Origin of the sequence: Maribacter litopenaei, assembly GCF_025244665.1 — a bacterium.
In the GTDB taxonomy this organism is placed as follows: Bacteria; Bacteroidota; Bacteroidia; order Flavobacteriales; family Flavobacteriaceae; genus Maribacter; species Maribacter litopenaei.
On record NZ_CP104205.1, the window covers coordinates 3,290,566 to 3,307,742 of the forward strand.

Below are 17,177 nucleotides of genomic sequence, written 5' to 3' on the forward strand. Positions count from 1 at the left end.
GATGTTCTTTTTTTGATGATGATGATTCTTATGTATAATTTCTAGCCTATTCCATTCTCAAACTTTTTACGGGATTCGCCCTGGCCGATTTAATGGCATGGTAACTCACTGTTAGTATAGCCACTGTTAGGGCCATTAGGCCTGCGAGCACAAAATACCATCCACTTATATCAATTTTATAGGCATAAACATTCAACCAATTATCCATGGCATACCAAGCAAAAGGGGTTGCTATGACAATGGATATAACCACCAATCTGATAAAATCCTTGGACAACAGCGTAACAATACTACTCACTTCGGCACCCAATACCTTTCTGATTCCTATTTCCTTGGTTCTTAACATGGCACTATAGGTTGCCGGACCAAATAATCCCGGACAAGCAATTAAAATCGCCAAAAAGGAGAACAGTGTGAACAGTTCCTTAAAACGAAAATCAGCTTGATATTGTTGATTGAAACTATCATCTAAAAAACTGTATTGAAAAGGTCTATGGGGTACCAATTGAGACCACTTGTTTTCAATTTTTGCAATGGCCGCGGATAAATTTTCTGATTGTATGCTCATCGAGAGGAACTTGCTGCTACCAGGCTCGTATCGTAAGGTCAACGGTGCCACCTTTTCATGTAAGGATAAATAATTGAAATCCTTAACTACCCCAATAATGGTTCCTTCTTTGCCCCACTGTTCAAACTTTTTACCTATAATATTACGGGCATCGGCATAGCCGAAATCCTTTGCTGCTGCCTCATTTATGACCATGGACGATAGGGTATCTGCGGGGAAATCCCTGGAATACGGCCTACCGGCAACCATTTCCAATTTATAATGGGGGATGAAATCTACATCTACTTCATATAGAAATGGAGAATAGTTCACCATATTGCCTTCCTTACTTTCAATATTGGTACCAGCAGCGGGAAAATGGGCACCAGGCACTGTCCTTGAAGCCGCTACGGAAACGACTTCCGGCAAGGTCAAAAATTCATTCTTTATCGATTCCAAATTATTACGTACCTCACCATCAAAATTAAAATCGATTACCAATTGCCTTTCCTTATCAAAACCTAGATTCTTATCCAACATATATCCCAATTGATAATAGACTATCACCGTACTGGCTATCAAGGCTATAGATAGACTAAATTGAAATACGACCAGTCCCTTTCTAAGGTTTACGCCTTGTTGTGAAGTACTTGCCGGACCCTTTAATACCCTGGAAGGTCTAAAACTGGACAGGATAAATGCCGGATAAATACCTGCGCATAATCCGGTAATGAATGCCACCGCAAAATATGCGGACATGACCCATGGATTAAGAACATCTGAAAGCAAAAATGTTTTTCCCGTTATAGTTTCCATTAAAGGAAGTCCTAGCGAAACCATTAACAACCCGAGTATGGATGAAATAAGCACCATCAATAGGCTTTCTCCTAAAAATTGATACACTAACCCTGTTTTATTGGCACCTATGGCTTTTCTTACCCCAACTTCCTTAGCACGTTCCATAGACCTAGCTGTAGCCAGATTCATAAAATTGATACTGGCAATGATCAGTATAAAAAGTCCAATAAGGGCAAAAATGTAGATATTCGATGTACTCCCCGTGATTCCCGGCTGCCTAGAGGCCGTCGAAGTAAGATAGGCATCCTTGAGGGGTTCTAAAGAAAAGTCGTAATAATACTCCGACTCCTCCTCAGGATATCTCTCCTCTAAAAATGAAGGTATCTTTTTTTCAAAAGAAGCCACATTAAAATTTTCGTTTACCAAGAGATAGGTGTAGAAATCAACATAGCCCCACATTTCAAATATACTAGGGCGGGTCTGATAGAAGGAACTCATAGACATGAGCACGTCAAAAGTAAAATGGGAGTTTTCTCGGAACATCCTTCATGACACCCGTTACGGTATAAATTCCATCATTGGCCCTGCCTCCTATGCCGTCCATGGTTTTGCCCATGGGATCCTCGTTTCCAAAATATTTTTTGGCGGTGCTTTCAGTAAGAACAATGGAATACGGAGCCTCTAAGGCGGTCTTTGGATTTCCGGATACCAAAGGCCAACTAAAAACATCGAATACCGTAGCATCCACGTAAAAACAATTGCTTTCCTGAAAGGCATTATTGTTATATTCCAACAACACATCGGATCTACCTGAAAACTGTACTTTCTCTTCAATTTCGGAAAAATCTTGTTTTAGTGCAGGATCAACGGGCGCATTGCCCCAAATCCATGAGCCTTCCGTATTCTTGGGGTCTCTATGATGTACAATCCTGTAGATATTCTCCGCCTTCTCATGATACGTGTCATAGGAAAGCTCATTGTTGATATATAATCCGATCATTAAAAAACAGGCCATTCCAATGGCCAATCCTCCAATGTTGATTATGGAATACCCCTTATTCTTTAAAAGATTTCTCCAAGCTATTTTAAAATAGTTTTTGATCATGGTTTTGTTTTATTCGGTTCTAAGACTTTTTACTGGATTTGCCCTTGCAGCATTAATTGCTTGAAAACTTATTGTTAGAAGTGCTATAGTTGATGCCGCCAATCCCGCTATAATAAATACCCAAACATTCATTGTTATTCTGTATGCAAAGCCTTCCAACCAATTTTGCATAAAATACCAAGCGATGGGTACTGCTAAAATAAATGCCAAACCCACGAGCTTTAAAAAGTCTATTGATAATAGGCCAACGATTCCGAGAAATACTTGACCCCAACACCTTACGAACGCCAATCTCTTTTCTGCGTTGATCAGCCGTAAAAGCGGACAATCCAAAAAGACCTAGACATGAAATGGCAATGGCAAGCATTGCAAAAACTTTTGAAAGGTTCCCAACAAGCCTTTCGTTATTAAACTTGGCTTCATAGGCATCATCCACAAATTCATATTCAAAAGGAAATGCAGGGTTGTGTCTTTTCAAAACGCCTTCCACAGATGAAAGTGCTCGCTCAGTAGACACACCATTTTTTGTTTTAACATAAAGATATCGAGCCTCAGAGGGGTCATTAAAGAAAATGACAGGGTCGCTGGAACCGTACATATCATCATATAAATAATCCTTCACCACTCCAATTATGGGATAATCATTTTCCACCGTTTTTCCAATAGCACTGCCTGAACCCATCAGTTTTGCAAAGGATTCCGTAACAATGATGTTTGTACTATCCTGGGCAGGGTTATTACTAAAACTTCTTCCTTCTACCAGTTGCATTCCCATGGTATCAAAAAAATTGGTGCTTATCTGCCGTATAGAGACGCGAACCTCTTCAGTGTCCACACCGCCTTGCCAAGATAGTCCTGAGGTATTGTTGCCCCCCGATAAAACTGTAGAATTGCTAACCCCAATATTTTCAATGTTGCCAGTAGCGAGCAAATCCTCTTCTATAGGATTTAGATTTTTTATAATGTCCCCATTTGCAGGTATTCGAATAACATTGTCTTTATCATAACCAAGATTTCTAGACTTAACATGTTGCACTTGCTGAAAGACAATTAACGTACTGATAATGAAAACGATGGAAACCACAAATTGGGCGGCCACCAAACCCTTACGAATTGCCTTTGCACCTCCGGAGATCTTATTGGTTCCCTTCAAGACCGATACCGGTTTAAAGGAAGACAGATACACAGCCGGGTATAACCCAGCCACAATACCGCAAACAAGACTAATACCTAGAAAAACCATCCAATGTGTAGGGTCAAAAAAACGTATGTTGAGTGATTTTCCAATGATCATATTAAAGTGGGGCAACAAAAGAAGAAGCAACAAAATGCTCAAGGTTGCGGCTATAAAGGAAGCGAGTAACGCTTCGGTCATAAATTGGGATAACAAACCTTTTCTACTAGATCCCAACACTTTTCTAACGCCCACTTCATTGGCCCTTTTTTCACTTCTTGCGGTCGCCAAATTCATAAAGTTGATACAGGCCACCAATAAAATCACCAAAGCAATTAGACTAAAAAGTTTTACATATACGATTTGTCCACCAACATTTTTTCCTCCTTCAAAAGTTGACCTTAAATGCCAATCCTTTAATGGATGCAAAAAGGCGTAGGTGTCATCGTCTTCTGTTTTGGCGGGCAAGAGCGCCTTGACCTTTCTATTGACCTCATCGAAGTTCGCTTGAGGGGACAGTTCTACAAAAGTATCGGCAAAGTTTGCACCATACTCATCTATCCATTGATTTCCCAGGGCAAAAATTTCAAAAGGTGCGACCCAGTCGTATTGGTACGTAACATTCTTGGGCAAGTCTTTAAATACCCCAACTATGGTATAAGTTGAATTGTTATTTATTATTACAGTTTTATTAAGGGCCGATTGATTTTCACCAAATAAGCTTATTGCCAGGTTTTCAGAAACTAGAATTATATCCGTACTATGAAAATCTAAAGCCTTACTCCCTTCAACGAAATGGAAATCAAACATGTTTAGAAAGTCGGAGTCTACATATCTTCCATTTTTATTGAACGAGTCGTCCCCAACCTGAAATAACAGATTATCCGATTTAGTACGTGCCGCACGTACGATACCGGGAATTTCGTTTTTTAGATTTTCTGCCAAGGAACCGGGGTAGCTTCGAAAAACGTACGCCATTCCCCATCGTACTTTTGATTTGTTGGAACGTAATATATTGTATCCTGTTTGCTAAAATTGGTATTATAGCTAAGTTCGTCTTCTACCCAAAGCAAAATGATACAGGCACAGGTGATACCAATGGACAACCCAAAAATGTTGAGTAGCCCATAATCCTTCCTTTTCCAAAGGTTTCTCCATGCAATTTTAAAATAGTTTTTGATCATGGTTTTGTTTTATTCGGTTCGAAGACTTTTTACTGGATTGGCTATAGCGGCCTTTATGGCCTGATAGCTAATAGTAATAAGCGTAATAGCCATCACGATGGCAACGGCAAGAGCAAAAACCCACCAATTCAAGGGCGTACGATATTCAAAACTCTCCAACCATCTATTCATAAAATACCAGGCTATAGGAGTTGCAATGATACCGGCGATGATAATAAGCTTGAAAAAGTCTTGCATAACCAGCCCCACGAGGTGACCAACACTACCTCCAAGAACTTTTCGAATTCCCAATTCTTTGGTCTTTTGTACTACGAAGAACAAAATAAGTCCATATATGCCCAAGCAACCTATCAAAATAGCCATGCCACTGAATACGCCGATCAAGGACAGAAAACGTTGTTCCGTCTCATACAATTCGGCCACACGGTCGTCGAGAAAATCATACTCAAAAACATAGTCCGGAAAAGTAGAACTCCATTCATTTCCTATATGTTCCAGGGCAGCCTTGGCATCTGCCGGATTTATTTTTACGGCCATCTCCGTAAACAATCTAGGATGGGATGCGATAAACACAGGGTTGATATTAGAATGAAAGTCCCTATCATGAAAATCTGATACGACCCCAACAATCTTACCCTGAATAAAACCATTGCTAATATTGATCTGCTTATTGAGTGCTTCTTCCGGGTTGGAAAGACCCACTTTCCGTACAAAGTCTTCATTGACTATTATCTCATCAACGGAATCTTTTTCATAAAAATTCCTGCCAGCCACAAGTCCCAAATCAAAAACCCCCAAATAGTTGATATCACCAGCTTTTGCCTGAATATTAAAATCTTCCGATTCTCGGCCTATTATTGAATTTAACACTGATCCCCCAATTGTTTTCCCCTGCCCCAGGGGATGCAAAACACGCTGTTATACTTTCAACGTTCGCACTTTTTGCAATACGCTGCTTTAGTCCTTCTAATTTTATAGGCTCAATTTCATCAGGTATTTCAACCATGACAATACCTTCCTTTTCAAAGCCTAAATCAGAATTTATGGCATACTTTAACTGTTTACCAACAACAATTGATCCTATGATAAGAACAATGGATATTACAAATTGTGTGATTACCAAAGTCATTCTTGTTAGATAACCTCCAGCGTCTTTTGAAGATAATTTTCTTTTTAGGGCCAAAACAGGTGCAATTCGGCCAAAAGAACTCCGGGATAACTCCCTGCAAATAAAGTTACGGACACGAGAACCAATAAAATGAAAATCAGAAAATTGGTATTCAATAATCCGTTGATGGAAAGCTCTAAATCAAATAGCGTATTAAAATAGGGTAATATCAAGAAACTCATTGAAGCTCCTATCAATAGCGCAAAGCCACTAACGATAAAGGTTTCTGCCATAAACTGCCGGAACAATTGCCTTTTTTCACTACCCAAAACCTTTCTTACGCCAACTTCTTTGGATCGCTGAGTAGATTGGGCGGTGGAGATATTTATAAAATTAATACTCGCAACTATGAGGATAAAAAAGCCTATTAAAGAAAAAATCCGAGCGTCTTAGGGTCTATTCCGCCACTATATCTTTCGTCAAAATGAATTTCTGATAATGGCTGAACTTTGTAGTGATGTACATTTTTACTGTTGGGCCGAAATTTTTGCACATAACTTTTTAATTGCTCTTCTATAAGTCCAATATCTTGATTTGGACGCATGAGAGCATAGCAATGTAAACTAGAATTAATACCACCCCAACCTTCCGATGCCAAGAAATCATCATAACCCTTGAGTGTTTCAAAAGAAATGAACATCTGTGCTTGGGTAAGGGAGGTTTTCGGTATGTCTTGTAAAACCCCTGTGATACGTATTGTCCTGTTATTTTCAAGTACAAAATCTTGATTTAAGGGATTTTCATCCCCAAACATTCTTTTGGCAAGTGATTGAGTGATTAAGGCCGTATTGGGTTCTAAGATGGGGGCATCATTGGTGCCGTTTACCAAAGGATAGTTGAAAATCTTAAAGAAATCCGCTTCGGTAAAAGCTATATCCGCTTTAAGTTGTTTTTTCTCCGATCCATATTCTATGGTAATCAACCAATTATCCCTATCTGCACTTTTCGCAACAATTTCAGCATAGTCATAGTCCTGCTTAAATGCATTTGCAAAACCAGGGGGCACTGCTGCCTCGTAATCTACAATATCCCTGTGCTCTTCTGTATTGAACCTATAAATCCTATCCGCATTTTTATGGAAGTTATCAAACTCCAAATGGTATTGAACAAATAGAAAAATTAGGATACTGCACCCAAAACCCAGTGATAGTCCCGGAACATTGATAAGGGTAAATCCCTTATGCTTTCTAAGGCTTCTCCAAGCAATTTTGAAATAATTCTTGATCATGATTGCTGTTTTTTCTCCTTGATTAGAGGATGATTTGATTGATGAATAAACTCGCTTTACATCATGGCGCCTATTGCACGGTTTTGACTCTCGGTCACAATTTGCCCATCAAATAAGTTGACTACCCTATGTGCATAATGTGAATCTCGATCAGAGTGAGTTACCATGACGATGGTGGTACCTTCTTGGTTAAGTTCGGTCAATAGATTCATTACCTCTATACCATTTTTGGAATCCAAGTTTCCAGTTGGCTCATCCGCCAATATCAATTTTGGATTGGTAACAACCGCTCGGAAATAGCAACACGTTGCTGCTGCCCACCGGACAATTGTTGAGGGAAATGCTTTTCCCTATGTGCTATTTTCATACGTTCCAATACCTTGATCACTTTTTCCTTGCGCTCGCTTTTCCCCATTTTAAGGTAGATTAGGGGAAGTTCCACATTTTCATAAACCGTTAGTTCATCGATTAGGTTAAAGCTTTGGAAAACAAAGCCCAAGTTTCCCTTTCTTAGTTGGGTACGTTGACTCTCCTTTAGTCCCCCAACCTCATGGCCAGCGAAATTATAGCTGCCTTCTGTTGGGTTGTCCAACATACCTATAATGTTCAACAAGGTAGATTTACCGCAACCGGATGATCCCATGATCGCCACGAATTCACCATCTTCCACTTTAAGGTTTACATTATTTAGAGCCAAGGTCTCTACTTCTTCGGTGCGAAAGCTTTTCTTTAGATTCTTGATTGTTATCATTTCTGTTTTGATTTAATTGATTGTTATAATGACATCCGGAAATCCCGGATGTGACAATATGCATTTATTTTAACACGATGCGCTCCGCTTCCCCGAAGCTATCATAATTACTGGTAATTACCTTTTCACCAGCATCCAGTCCTTCCAATACTTCATAGTACCTGGAATTCTGTTTGCCAATTCGTATAGGCCTTTTTAGGGCTTCTTCCCCATCTTGCCCTACCACAAATATCCATTGCCCTCCAGTGCTCCGGAAAAAACTACCTTTCGGCAACAAAAGGGCATCACTGGATTCACCTAGCTGCAATCTGATATTATAGCTCTGTCCCGTGCGAATGGTTTCCGGTTTATCATCGGTAAAGACCAAATCCACCCTAAACCTACCGTTTCGGATCTCAGGATACACTTTTCTAACCCGCAAGGGAAATTCATTTCCGTTACGCTCAAGCACAGCGTTCAGATCCCTTTTCACTCTGTCAATGTAATGTTCATCTATATCCGCCTCAATTTTATAATCGGTAAGAACATTAATTTGTCCAATTCTTTGACCTTGTGAAATGTTCTGTCCGATTTCAGCATCCAAAAAACCCAATTGGCCATCCGCAGGGGCACGAACATTCAAATGATCAAGTCTTTGATACACCATACCTAGGGTTTTTTGCATACGCGCCAAATCATTGTCCAGGCCGGTCAATGAGGTTTCACGTAACTCATCGTCGTTCTCTGTCTGAAGCTTGATTATATCGTATTGCTTTTGGGACAGCTCATAGTTCTCCTTTGATGTGAGGTAGGCTTCCTGGGAAATAAGTTCCTCGTCATAAAGGGCCTTGTTCTGTTCATAATTTCGCTTTAAACGCTGAAGGTCCGTACTCGCAGTGGCCAAGGACCGTCTGCCTTCCACCTGACGGGAATCAAAGGTCAGTTTTGTAGAACGAAGGTCATTTTGCTTTAAGGCCGATTACTTTCGCTGGCCAAAATCTGCTCGTACAGATTCATATTTTCCAACTTTAGGATAATATCCCCTTTTTTAACCATCGCACCTTCCTCAATCAACTTTTCGGTGACCCTACCACCTTCATAGGCATCCATATAAATGGTCGTAATAGGGGCCACATTTCCATTAATGGTAATATAATCGTCAAACTTACCTTGAGAAACCTCTGCAATGGAAAGTTTATCCTTCTCCGTCCTAAAAGTTGAGACCGAAGTAGCAAAAAGCAGTTGGTACCCAACAAAGAGCAACAATAATCCTAATGCTATATACCCATAATGTTTGGGGCGTAATCCTTTCTTTTTTTCTAATTGTATATCCATTCTATTTCCTAATCTAATTCTGGTTAATATTAAACACCGGCAACCCTCTGTAAAAATCCAAGGTACTTCTATTTATTTCCGACCTAAGCCTCACTTGTAAATTCTCGTTTTGGGCACTGGCAAATAGATTTTTAGCCGTGAATAGTTCTATGGCATTGATCATACCCTTCTCATACCTTTTACGGGCAATAGTAAAGGATAATCGTTGTGCTTCCATATTCCGGTGGCTTTGTTCCTTTTCTACCAATAGCGAATTATATTCCTGAACCAGCTGTTGTATGGTCTGAAAAAGGACTTGCTCCTGAACTTCCAAGTTGTTCTCTTGTCGTAACCTTTCTATTTTGGCCTGTTTCACCCTAGATCGAGCAGACCAACCATTGCTAATGGGAACATTTAGGCTGACGCCATAAAATCTTGATGTATTGTCCCTAAACTGCTGACGAAAAGGCAGGGTATTGCCCAGGGAATCCTGAAAGGTTTCAAAGTAACCTGTTCCTATACCCGCGAAAAGGCTCAACGAAGGATATAGATTTCCCCGGGCCACGCCCACCTGTTTTTTAGCAGCTTTTGCCCTTAATTCCTGTGCCTTTATCAAAGGCAAAAATTCTCTCGCTTTCTCGTAGACAGAATCGGATGCCATGTTCCCCGTAACTTCGTCTTTTGTCTCTTTGCCCATATCTCGGAACAATCTGAATATCGGCCGTGTTCTCCAAGTTCATTTCCTGTATCAATGATAGTTTGGCAGTGGCCAATTGATTTTCGGCTTGTGTAAGATTGAGCTCATCTGCCAATAAAAGGGATTGTGCCTCGTACAAATCGGCCCCGGCCATCAATCCCAATTCAATCTGCTTTTCAACCAGTTTGTAATTGGTTACGGAAACCTCCAATTGCTCATTCGCAATTGCCACCAATCCCTCAAAAAACCGTATGTTGTTGAAGGCCTGCATGACCCTAAATGCCAATAGATATTTTTGCTGCAACACTTCTTCTTGTGTAGCACTGTACAACAGCTTGGATGCCTTTATTGAATTTATCTTTTGGAATCCACGGAACAAGTCAATATTGGATTGCAACGAATAGTTATTGGAAAAGAAATCCTGAACCACAAAAGTACCTGTATTTGGATCTTCTGCCCTACCGGAATTAATAGTATAGTCAGAGCTCGCATTCAAGACTGGCAATAAGTTACGCACCGATTGCCGATAGGTTTCCTGGCCCGCTTGCGCCGAATACTCAAAATCGTTCAACTGTAAATTATTCTCCAGCGCATAGGCAACACATTCATCCACAGTTCACGTATCTTGAGCAACCAATTTGGTTCCCAAGAACATAAATATCAAAAGCGTTATTTTAAGTGTATGCGTCATATTTTTTTAATCGTATGCCGAATTAGTACTATTTGCATGCCACAATCATAGGTATTTGATTATCAGTTAAATACAATATTTCAATATTTTATATGTTTTTAAAAATGTAAAATAGTTGTACAGATATTGTAAAATATTTTGACACTCGGCAAAAACAGATCTTATCAATTTGTAGTTTTATCCATACCAACCCGTAATTTATTCGCATTATGGTAGATGCAAAGATTTTGGTCATTGACGATAATAAAAGCGTGTTAAGTGCTTTGGAGATTTTATTACAGTTTGAATATAGAAGTGTTCAGACCATTTCCAATCCCAATCAAATACCTTCCTTTCCAAATTTTAATTCGCTGGACATTATTTTGTTGGACATGAATTTCTCCGCAGGAGTAAACTCAGGGAACGAGGGACTCTATTGGCTTCGTGAAATTAAGAAGAAGGCACCTCACATTTCTGTTATCATGATGACGGCATATGGGGCGATTAACCTAGCCGTTGAAGCCCTAAAGGAAGGTGCCTCTGATTTTATCCTTAAGCCTTGGAACAACGAACGATTATTGACAACGGTCAAATCGGCGTACGAACTCAGAAAAACACAAAAGGAAGTACTTCATTTAAAGGAAAAGGAGACCAACTTAAAACAGGTTATCAATCAAAACTCCAACTTTATCATAGGTAATTCCAAGGCCTTGAACAGAGTGTTATCCTTAGTCCAAAAGGTGGCCAAAACTGATGTAAACGTATTGGTTACTGGAGAAAACGGGACCGGAAAAGAGTTGATAGCAAGGGAACTCCATAAACTTTCCGCACGGCAAAACGAAGTGTTCATTTCCGTAGATATGGGTTCCATTTCTGAAAACCTATTTGAAAGTGAACTTTTTGGTCATGTGAAAGGTTCCTTTACCGATGCCAAGGAAGATCGGGCCGGTAAGTTCGAAGCTGCCAATGGAGGTACCCTATTTTTGGATGAAATAGGAAACCTATCCCTGCAAATGCAGGCCAAATTGTTATCGGCCATACAGAATAGAGTGATAGTGCGTGTAGGTTCCAACAAGAACATACCCATCGACATCCGTTTAATCTGCGCTACTAATTGTAATTTGGATCAAATGGTGGCCGAAGGCCTTTTCAGGGAAGATTTATTATATCGAATTAACACTATACGAATAGAAGTTCCTCCTCTAAGGGAACGTGAAAATGACATATTGGTTCTCGCTGATTTTTATCTGAACAAGTTCATCAACAAATACGGAAAACAGGGATTACGGATCAACCAACAGGCCCAGGAAAAATTAATGGCCTATGCCTGGCCCGGAAACGTACGCGAACTGTTACACACCATAGAAAGAGCCGTTATCCTGAGTGAAGGAAACGTGTTGAAACCCGATGATTTCTTGTTGGAATCCAAGAATACCGTTTCCTTGGACAATGGATCCAGTACGTTGGAAGAGATGGAAATGGCTATGATCACAAATGCCTTAAATAAACATGATGGAAACTATAGTGCCGCGGCTGAGCAATTAGGTATTTCTAGACAAACACTTTATAATAAGCTTAAAAAATCCTCCAAATAACATGGTAAGCCGTAATATATATCTGCAGCTGGTGTTTAGGATTGTGCTAATCGTACTTACGGTTATAGTTTCTACCTACCTCTATTTTAAGGGAAATTATGTAGGATGCGGCATTGGTATTTTGATCCTAATTGGACAGACGACCGCTTTGATCAATTATGTCAACCAAACCAATCGTAAAATTGCTTATTTCTTTGATGCCATAAAAAATGAGGATTTTACGCTTCGTTTTCCCGAAAAATTGAGCGTAAAATCTCTAGAAGAACTCAACCATAGCCTGAATATGCTCAATAGCATGATACAGGATATCCATCTTAAAAAACAGGCTCAAGAGCAATACTACCAAGAGATATTAAGACAGGCAGATATTGGAATTTTTACCATCAATCCAAAGGGACATATCCTTTTTGCCAACCCCACGGTACAGGATTTGCTCAATTACAGGCCATTGAACCACATAAAGCAACTCAATCAAGTAGACACTGAATTATACGGGCTATTTAAGAATTTGAAACCCTTTGAAAATAAGATTTATCAATTGGGAAATGAAAGGGGAAAGCGGGATTTGAGTATAAAATGTACGCCATTGACCATAGAAGAGCAGGAATTATTACTAGTGGTTGTACACGACATCCATAGGGAACTGGATGAAAAGGAGACCGACTCCTGGGTAAAGCTGATACGCGTTCTCACCCATGAAATAATGAATACCATTACGCCCATCACCTCCATTTCAGAGTCTATACTCCGTTATTTTAAAAAAGGTGGATCTCTTACCGAACCTAACGAATTTAACAAAGATCAAATAAAGAATACCGCCAAGGGACTTGAGGTCATCAAAGATCAAGGCAGCGACCTTATGAGTTTTGTGCAATCCTATCGTACCTTTTTAAGTGTCCCGAACCGGATAAGGAATTGATTCCCGCCGATAAACTTTTGGAGCGTGTAAAACTATTGCTGGAAGAGCAAAATACAGAAAATACCGTTGCCATTTCGGTTGAAATTTCACCGAAAGACCTAGAACTATTCGTGGATCAAAAACAGATTTCTCAAGTATTATTAAACCTGGGGAAAAATGCTAAGCAATCATTGGAAGGTCTAGAAAATGGTGAGGTCAAATTTATCTGTGGAATTAATGAAATGAATAAAAAATACATTCAGGTATGGGATAACGGTGCTGGAATTCCGGCGGATTTATTGGATGAGATTTTCGTGCCTTTTTTCACCACCAAAAAATCAGGAACTGGCATTGGGTTGAGCCTGTCCAAACAGATCATGAGATTACATGGAGGTAGTATACAGGTACTCTCCAATGAACATACTGTATTTACTTTGGTTTTTGATTAATCGGATTCCCCCAACTCTTTCCATGGGTCCCAAAAATATCGATCCAAATCCTGAATCTGGTTAGCCTTGACTTTTATGCCTTCACTTTCCAGTAATTGCTGCATTAAATTCGTGCCTTTAAAATGATGCTTTCCCGTCAAAAGCCCTGCTTTATTTACTACGCGATGCGCAGGAACATCCTCCATATTTCCAGCGCCGTTCATGGCCCAACCTACCATTCTTGCACTTCGGGCCGCCCCTAAATATTTGGCAATGGCTCCATAAGATGTAACCCTTCCGTACGGGATCTGTCCGGCGACCTCATAGACCTTTTCGAAAAAATTATCGTTTTCTGCCATATCATCGGTTTAAAACACGAACCACGGTTATAAACAACAGAATTACCATTAGAAAGGAAAGTATGTAGTTGGCGTTCTTTTCAAATCTATTGGTTTTGTGCTCTAGTTTGTCAAAGTAAAATACGTATAGGTACAGTACCGAAAACGTGCCCAAACCGGCTGCCAATACGAAGATGGCTATATCCAAAAACATGAACTTTATCCAACCGGAAGCATTCCACATAATATTCAGTCCGCTGTAATAAGGAATGGTCAATAAATTAAGGGTTGCCAAAAACATCCCTTTAAAGTAGCTATTACGTTTACTGATTTTGATTGCCTTTATCTTGGTTTTTTTATTCCTTTTTGCAGCCATAAAGAAATACACTGCCAAAGCGGCAAAAACAAGAATAGCAACCTCAAGAAGAACGGAAACCACTTCAGGATTTCTATCCGAGAAACTTGGAGATAAAAACCGCTATGGTCGCTTGAATAATGATAACGGTAGATACACCCAAACTGAAAATAACACCATTTAGCTTGTCCTTCTCCACACTGGTTTTGGCAGCGTTTAAATTCAATAGACCGGGAGGAACCGTGGCCATAAACGCCGCTGAAAACGTTGCAAAGAAAAGGATGAGCAAATGTTGCATGTACTTAGTGTATCCTAAACTGGATATAGGTTATTGGTTTGCCTTTCTCAAGATACTGATTTTCATAGAATGTCTGTATTTCCAGTACGTCCTTTGGGCTTCCCTCATTTTTGTACACATCGTGATTGGCATAGAGTACATCCATACCCATTCCATGCAGCAAACCAAGTGTGTAGCCATGCATAAACTCACTATCGGTCTTGAGGTGCATCAAGCCATTAGGTGCCAAAATCTCCTTATACTTTTCCAAGAAAGCGGCATTGGTCATTCTATGTTTGATCCGCTTGTACTTTATTTGGGGATCTGGAAAAGTAATCCATATTTCAGATACTTCATTTTTTCCGAATAATAGGTCCACCAACTCTATTTGGGTTCTTAAAAATGCCACATTCTGCAATTTTTCCTCTAGGGCCGTTTTTGCCCCCCGCCAAAAACGAGCACCTTTGATATCGATACCGATAAAGTTTTTATTAGGGTTCCTTTTTGCCAAGCCCACAGTATATTCACCTTTCCCACAACCCAACTCCAACACGATTGGATTATCGTTCTTAAAATGTGTGTTCCAATTTCCTTTTAGTGGAAATCCATCGGTAACCTCTTGCCTAGTTGGCTGAATTACATTTGGAAAGGTTTCGTTTTCCTTAAATCTCTTTAGCTTGTTCTTGCTGCCCACTGATATTCCTTTATGATCGCAAAGCTAACAAAATTGATAAGGTACTTATTTTTTGGCGGTTGTATTTTCTGATTTACTCTTCTCCAGGGTGAAGGAAAACTCGGAGCCCACATCTTCGGAACTTTCTACATAGATTTTTTCACCATGCGCTTCTATTACATGTTTTACAATGGACAAGCCAAGGCCGCTTCCCCCTTCCTTTCTACTTCCACTGGGGTCTACCCGATAAAAACGCTCAAACAACCTAGGCAGATGATTGGCTGGTATGCCCTCCCCATTATCGGTTACCCGTACAATGACTTTATTCTTAACCAAATTTTCCACACTTACCTCGGTAGTACCATTCTCATTTCCATATTTAATGGAATTAACGAGTAGATTGGTCAACACCTGTTGAATTTTTTCTTTGTCGGCATACACCATAATGGGTTTGGTATAAGCCATATCAAAAGTGAGGACAATTTTCTTTTTGCTGGCCCTCATCTCCGGAAGGTCAAACACGTTTTGGATAAGTTCAATGATATTGAAATTTTCCTTTTCCAATCGAAGGTCTCCCACTTCCAACTTTGTAATCAGATCTAGATCCCTAACAATGTAAATAAGTCTTTCCACCGCCTTATTGGCCCTGGACAAGTATTTTTTCCGAATATTCTTATCATCAATGGCTCGATCTAAAAGCGTTTCCAAATATCCTTGAGCCGTAAATAATGGTGTTTTGAGTTCATGGGATACGTTACCTAAAAAGTCCCGACGGTATTCTTCCCTGATTTTTAGCGTATCGATTTCAATCTTCTTGTCCTTGGCAAATTTTTCAATTTCTGCGGTCAAGGTTCGCATATCCGTGGTTACTGGATTAGTGAAAAGAGGTGTGGACTCCAACAATTCCACATCATCGTAAATCTTCTTAATTCGGCGATAAATAAAACGTTCAATCCTAAGTTGAAGGGTAATAAAGGAAAGTACAAAAATAAGAGCTGTGGCAATACCCAATAGCGACCAGTTCATCAAATTGAAAAGCCATAACAGACTCCCAAAAACTAAAAAAGAAATAACACCTATATAAAATGCAGATCTAAAGGCAAACCTATAGGACTTTTTTGAACGTACCGGCATTATAACACAAACTTATAGCCTACTCCCTTAACGGTCTTAAAATGATCTTCCCCGATTTTCTCTCTTAATTTTCGGATATGGACGTCTATGGTCCTTCCACCTACAACGACCTCGTTACCCCATACCTTGTCCAAAATGACCTCACGCTTAAATACTTTATTAGGTTTTGAGGTCAACAGGGCCAAAAGCTCGAACTCCTTTCGAGGAAGAATTATCTCTTCACCTTGGTTTATGATCTTATATTCCTCCCTATTGATGACAATGTCCCCTACTTTGGTAATATCTTCTTGGGGGCCATCCTCTTTGGACAATCGTCTTAGCAAGGCATTTACCTTGCTCACCAAAACTTTTGGTTTTATAGGCTTGGTAATATAGTCATCGGCTCCTGCATCAAAACCGGCAACTTGTGAATAATCTTCACCACGAGCCGTTAGGAAGGTAATAATGGTATTTTCCAAACCGGGAGTCTTCCTCATGATTTCGCACGCCTCAATACCATCCATCTCGGGCATCATTACATCTAGGATGATCAAATCCGGCTGCTTCTTTTTGGCTTTGGAAACCCCTTCTGCACCATTTTTTGCCGTGATAATTTCATATCCCTCAGAGGAAAGGTTATAACTCAAAATCTCCAAAATATCCGGTTCATCATCTACTAAAAGTATGGTAATATCCTTTTTTTTCATCAATGTCTTTTTGTTTGGTTCTATAGGATCAGATGCAACTAATTAGTACTCAATACTAATGTTTTAGCCGTATTTATTGAAATTTTTAGTCTCGGCTAATTTATCAAAAGTACAGATAATACGCTTATCTAAAAATCGCTTAACGTTGATTTAATATAGTAACGTTTAGGTAACATTT

Annotated in this window: 21 protein-coding genes and 1 pseudogene; 3 read left to right on the plus strand and 19 right to left on the minus strand. The window is 39.7% G+C overall.

Annotation, left to right across the window (positions count from 1 at the left end; translation table 11 throughout):
- Positions 1 to 46: 46 nt before the first annotated feature.
- The 13 genes and pseudogenes from NYZ99_RS17760 to NYZ99_RS17820 form a co-directional block, all read right to left on the minus strand.
- On the minus strand, positions 47 to 1,888 hold the full coding sequence (locus NYZ99_RS17760; protein ID WP_260572529.1) for an FtsX-like permease family protein: 1,842 nt from the start codon (positions 1,886 to 1,888) through the stop codon (positions 47 to 49).
- Positions 1,857 to 2,450 (minus strand): ABC transporter permease, encoded by a 594-nt coding sequence (locus NYZ99_RS17765; RefSeq protein ID WP_260572530.1) that lies wholly within the window; start codon positions 2,448 to 2,450, stop codon positions 1,857 to 1,859. The genes NYZ99_RS17760 and NYZ99_RS17765 overlap by 32 nt, the downstream gene beginning before the upstream one ends.
- 52 nt (positions 2,451 to 2,502) lie before the next feature.
- Positions 2,503 to 4,602 carry an ABC transporter permease gene (locus NYZ99_RS17770; RefSeq protein WP_260572531.1) on the minus strand — a complete coding sequence of 700 codons (2,100 nt, stop codon included), beginning with the start codon at positions 4,600 to 4,602 and terminating at the stop codon, positions 2,503 to 2,505.
- Complete coding sequence (locus tag NYZ99_RS17775; protein ID WP_260572532.1) at positions 4,554 to 4,808, minus strand: ABC transporter permease; 255 nt, start codon at positions 4,806 to 4,808, stop codon at positions 4,554 to 4,556. Before NYZ99_RS17775 ends, NYZ99_RS17770 begins: the two co-directional genes overlap by 49 nt.
- A 9-nt stretch (positions 4,809 to 4,817) precedes the next feature.
- A complete protein-coding gene (locus NYZ99_RS17780; protein WP_260572533.1) occupies positions 4,818 to 5,678 on the minus strand; it encodes an ABC transporter permease in 861 nt (286 codons plus the stop codon).
- Positions 5,638 to 5,991 carry an ABC transporter permease gene (locus NYZ99_RS17785; protein ID WP_260572534.1) on the minus strand — a complete coding sequence of 118 codons (354 nt, stop codon included), beginning with the start codon at positions 5,989 to 5,991 and terminating at the stop codon, positions 5,638 to 5,640. The genes NYZ99_RS17780 and NYZ99_RS17785 overlap by 41 nt, the downstream gene beginning before the upstream one ends.
- Positions 5,982 to 6,356 carry an ABC transporter permease gene (locus NYZ99_RS17790; protein ID WP_338039463.1) on the minus strand — a complete coding sequence of 125 codons (375 nt, stop codon included), beginning with the start codon at positions 6,354 to 6,356 and terminating at the stop codon, positions 5,982 to 5,984. Before NYZ99_RS17790 ends, NYZ99_RS17785 begins: the two co-directional genes overlap by 10 nt.
- The gene (locus NYZ99_RS17795) at positions 6,344 to 7,204 is read right to left on the minus strand and encodes an ABC transporter permease (RefSeq protein WP_260572535.1); all 861 of its coding nucleotides are present in this window, start codon (positions 7,202 to 7,204) and stop codon (positions 6,344 to 6,346) included. The genes NYZ99_RS17790 and NYZ99_RS17795 overlap by 13 nt, the downstream gene beginning before the upstream one ends.
- Before the next feature lie 56 nt (positions 7,205 to 7,260).
- Positions 7,261 to 7,955, minus strand: a pseudogene (locus NYZ99_RS17800) (ABC transporter ATP-binding protein).
- A 64-nt stretch (positions 7,956 to 8,019) separates the two neighbouring features.
- Positions 8,020 to 8,856: an efflux RND transporter periplasmic adaptor subunit gene (locus tag NYZ99_RS17805; RefSeq protein ID WP_260572536.1), complete on the minus strand. Its 837-nt coding sequence runs from the start codon at positions 8,854 to 8,856 to the stop codon at positions 8,020 to 8,022.
- 47 nt (positions 8,857 to 8,903) lie between these two features.
- A complete protein-coding gene (locus NYZ99_RS17810) occupies positions 8,904 to 9,269 on the minus strand; it encodes an efflux RND transporter periplasmic adaptor subunit (RefSeq protein ID WP_260572537.1) in 366 nt (121 codons plus the stop codon).
- A gap of 13 nt (positions 9,270 to 9,282) precedes the next feature.
- Complete coding sequence (locus NYZ99_RS17815; RefSeq protein WP_260572538.1) at positions 9,283 to 9,864, minus strand: TolC family protein; 582 nt, start codon at positions 9,862 to 9,864, stop codon at positions 9,283 to 9,285.
- Positions 9,827 to 10,558, minus strand: a complete 732-nt coding sequence (locus tag NYZ99_RS17820; RefSeq protein ID WP_260572539.1) for a TolC family protein — start codon at positions 10,556 to 10,558, stop codon at positions 9,827 to 9,829. The genes NYZ99_RS17815 and NYZ99_RS17820 overlap by 38 nt, the downstream gene beginning before the upstream one ends.
- Before the next feature lie 287 nt (positions 10,559 to 10,845).
- Between NYZ99_RS17820 and NYZ99_RS17825 the strand changes: the two genes are divergently transcribed.
- From NYZ99_RS17825 to NYZ99_RS17835, 3 genes are read left to right on the plus strand one after another with little or no spacing between them, the layout of a single operon-like run.
- Entirely contained in the window at positions 10,846 to 12,210 is a 1,365-nt protein-coding gene (locus NYZ99_RS17825; protein ID WP_260572540.1) for a sigma-54-dependent transcriptional regulator, read from the plus strand.
- A 1-nt stretch (position 12,211) separates the two neighbouring features.
- On the plus strand, positions 12,212 to 13,129 hold the full coding sequence (locus NYZ99_RS17830) for a sensor histidine kinase (RefSeq protein ID WP_260572541.1): 918 nt from the start codon (positions 12,212 to 12,214) through the stop codon (positions 13,127 to 13,129).
- The gene (locus tag NYZ99_RS17835; RefSeq protein ID WP_260572542.1) at positions 13,126 to 13,557 is read left to right on the plus strand and encodes a sensor histidine kinase; all 432 of its coding nucleotides are present in this window, start codon (positions 13,126 to 13,128) and stop codon (positions 13,555 to 13,557) included. Before NYZ99_RS17830 ends, NYZ99_RS17835 begins: the two co-directional genes overlap by 4 nt.
- Here NYZ99_RS17835 and NYZ99_RS17840 read toward each other — a convergent pair.
- Genes NYZ99_RS17840 through NYZ99_RS17860 form a run of 6 tightly spaced genes read right to left on the minus strand, consistent with a single transcriptional unit; the run spans position 13,554 to position 16,999 of the window.
- A complete protein-coding gene (locus tag NYZ99_RS17840) occupies positions 13,554 to 13,895 on the minus strand; it encodes an MGMT family protein (protein ID WP_260572543.1) in 342 nt (113 codons plus the stop codon). The genes NYZ99_RS17835 and NYZ99_RS17840 overlap by 4 nt on opposite strands.
- Position 13,896: 1 nt before the next feature.
- Entirely contained in the window at positions 13,897 to 14,313 is a 417-nt protein-coding gene (locus NYZ99_RS17845; RefSeq protein ID WP_338039099.1) for a hypothetical protein, read from the minus strand.
- Between the two features lie 10 nt (positions 14,314 to 14,323).
- Positions 14,324 to 14,527 (minus strand): hypothetical protein, encoded by a 204-nt coding sequence (locus NYZ99_RS22300; RefSeq protein ID WP_338039100.1) that lies wholly within the window; start codon positions 14,525 to 14,527, stop codon positions 14,324 to 14,326.
- Between the two features lie 4 nt (positions 14,528 to 14,531).
- Positions 14,532 to 15,200 (minus strand): tRNA (guanosine(46)-N7)-methyltransferase TrmB, encoded by a 669-nt coding sequence (gene trmB, locus NYZ99_RS17850; protein WP_260572544.1) that lies wholly within the window; start codon positions 15,198 to 15,200, stop codon positions 14,532 to 14,534.
- Positions 15,201 to 15,245: 45 nt separating this feature from the next.
- A complete protein-coding gene (locus NYZ99_RS17855) occupies positions 15,246 to 16,313 on the minus strand; it encodes a sensor histidine kinase (protein WP_260572545.1) in 1,068 nt (355 codons plus the stop codon).
- Positions 16,313 to 16,999 (minus strand): response regulator transcription factor, encoded by a 687-nt coding sequence (locus NYZ99_RS17860; RefSeq protein ID WP_260572546.1) that lies wholly within the window; start codon positions 16,997 to 16,999, stop codon positions 16,313 to 16,315. The genes NYZ99_RS17855 and NYZ99_RS17860 overlap by 1 nt, the downstream gene beginning before the upstream one ends.
- Between the last annotated feature and the right edge of the window lie 178 nt (positions 17,000 to 17,177).